Here is a 2,102-nt window from a genome sequence, read left to right on the forward strand (position 1 = left end):
GAGACGTCGACCCCGGCCGAGGCTCCGCCGCCGGTGAGCTCGTACTGGCGGACCCAGTCGACGTGCATCGCCGCGCCGCCTGAGGCGTCACCGCCGAAGTAGTCGAGCTGGATGGTCAGGTGCATCGGCCCGGGCGGGTTGTGGGACTTGTCGTCGTCGGTGAACCACGGCTTGCCGTCGACGAGGTAGGTGATCTTGTCCGGGGTCCACTCCACGGCGAAGGCGTGCCACTCGGTGGCGTCGATCTCGACCGAGCCCTGGGTCTGGGAGTTGTCCGAGCCGTAGTGCAGGAACCCCTCGACCTTCTGCCGGGTCCCGTCGGAGATCTCCATGAAGTCGACCTCGCCGCCCTCGGGCCAGTTCTCCGCGGTCGGCCAGAGCAGGAACAGGGTGTGCAAGCTCGACGCAGCCGGAGCGGGGGATTGGGCGCAGCCCTCCCAGCGCCCGTACTGCTGGCTGTGGGGCGACCAGGCCATCCCGCCTGCGTCGCCGTTCTCCGAGCCGGTGATGGTCAGCTGCCCGTCGGCGACGCTGATCGCGTCCGGGGTCCGGCGGCCGTTGCCGCCGTGGCCGGGCCCGTCGTAGGCGTTCCAGTCCCCGGAGATCGAGGTGCCCTCGAACTCATCAGCCACCTTCGGCTCGCCCCAGCCGAGCGTCTCCGCCGCGGTGGTCGTGCACTTGCTGGCAGCGCCGCCGCCCGAGCCCGTCCCGCCGCCGGAGCTGTTCCCCGGGTCGGCGCCGGTGCCACCGGAGCCGTTGCCGCCGGAGTCGTTGCTGCCCGAGCCGTTGCCTGTGCTCGGGGCCGTACCGGTGTCGCCGGTGTCGCTGGAGTCGTTGCCGGACCCACCGGACCCGCCGGAGCCGGACCCGCTGGAGTTGCCGGTGCCGGGCTCGTAGCACTGGGCCGGGATGAAGCCGGGCTTGTTCGCGCCGACGTCGAGCAGGGCCCGGCGCAGCTTCTCCGCCCGCGCGGAGGTGTCGCCGGTGAGCTCGGCGAGCACGTGCACCGCGGTGATCCGCCACCCGCACTCGACCCCGCCCTCGGGGGCGGCGGCCGGGACGAGCCCGGACGCGGTCAGGGTGGTGGTGAGCGCCAGCGCGGCGCCCACGACCAGCTGGGGACTGATCACCGGGGACCACCGGGGTCGGTCGGCGGGGTGCGGAACCCGTGGCTGGCCAGCCCGTGGGTGCGCCGGCCCTGGAAGCCCTCGGCGACGGTCGCGGCGAGCTCGAGCGCGGCGTCGCGCGCGCCGGGGGTGAGGGCGTCGAAGTCGATGATCCCGCCGGCCTGCAGGTGCGGGTCCGGGGGAAGGACGATCACCGCGCGGCAGCGTTCGGCGAAGAAGTCGCGGATGACGCGGTCGTCGATGTCAGGGCTGTGGCGGTCGTAGGACAGCACCACCACCGCATCCTCGGTGAGGTGGCGGTATCCGTTGGCGGCTAGCCAGCGGAAGGTGCGAGCGGCGCGGGAGGCGCCGTCGTTGGTCGGGGCACCGACGATGACCAGCGAGTCGGCGTGGCGCAGGCTGCCCTGCATCGCCGAGTGCACGATCCCGGTTCCGGAGTCGGTGATGATCGCGTTGTAGTAGCGGGCCAGCAGCCGCAGCGCGGCCTCGTAGTCGCCCGCGGAGAACGTCTCCGACAGCTCCGGTTCCTGCTCGCTGGTGAGGACCTGCAGGCGCCCGGCGAGATGGGTGTAACCGGCCAGGTCGGTGTGGGCGCGGATCTCGTCCAGGGCGTAGAGCAGGTCGCGCACGGTGGTCTTCGCGGCCAGGGTCTCGCCGACAAGGCGGTCGCCGAGGGTGCCGGCGTCGGGGTTGGCGTCCATCGCGATGACCCGGTCCCCGCGGTACTCCGCGAGCGCGAGCCCGAGCAGCGCGGACACGGTGGTCTTGCCGATCCCGCCCTTGATCGAGCCGACGACGACGCTGTGCGGGCCGGGCAGCGGGGTCCGGATCTTCTGCAGCTGGTCGCGCAGCCGGGCCTCGGCCTCGGACAGTCCGGGGTTCCAGCGGCCGCCGGTCAGCTGGTAGGCGAAGTGGCGCCATCCCTGCTGAGGACGGGCCCGTCGCTCGCGGACAACTCCCGAAAGCACCCCGGTC

2 protein-coding genes are annotated in these 2,102 nt (G+C 72.8%); both read right to left on the reverse strand.

Features of this window, described 5'->3' with window-relative positions; all coding sequences use genetic code 11:
* The coding region (locus tag WHI96_RS27525) for a glycoside hydrolase family 16 protein (RefSeq protein ID WP_349302507.1) at positions 1–1,130 on the reverse strand (1,130 nt) is incomplete at its 3' end.
* The coding region (locus WHI96_RS27530; protein WP_349302508.1) for a MinD/ParA family ATP-binding protein at positions 1,127–2,102 on the reverse strand (976 nt) is incomplete at its 5' end. The genes WHI96_RS27525 and WHI96_RS27530, both read right to left, overlap by 4 nt.

Origin of the sequence: Pseudonocardia tropica, from assembly GCF_040105315.1 — a bacterium.
In the GTDB taxonomy this organism is placed as follows: Bacteria; Actinomycetota; Actinomycetes; order Mycobacteriales; family Pseudonocardiaceae; genus Pseudonocardia; species Pseudonocardia alni.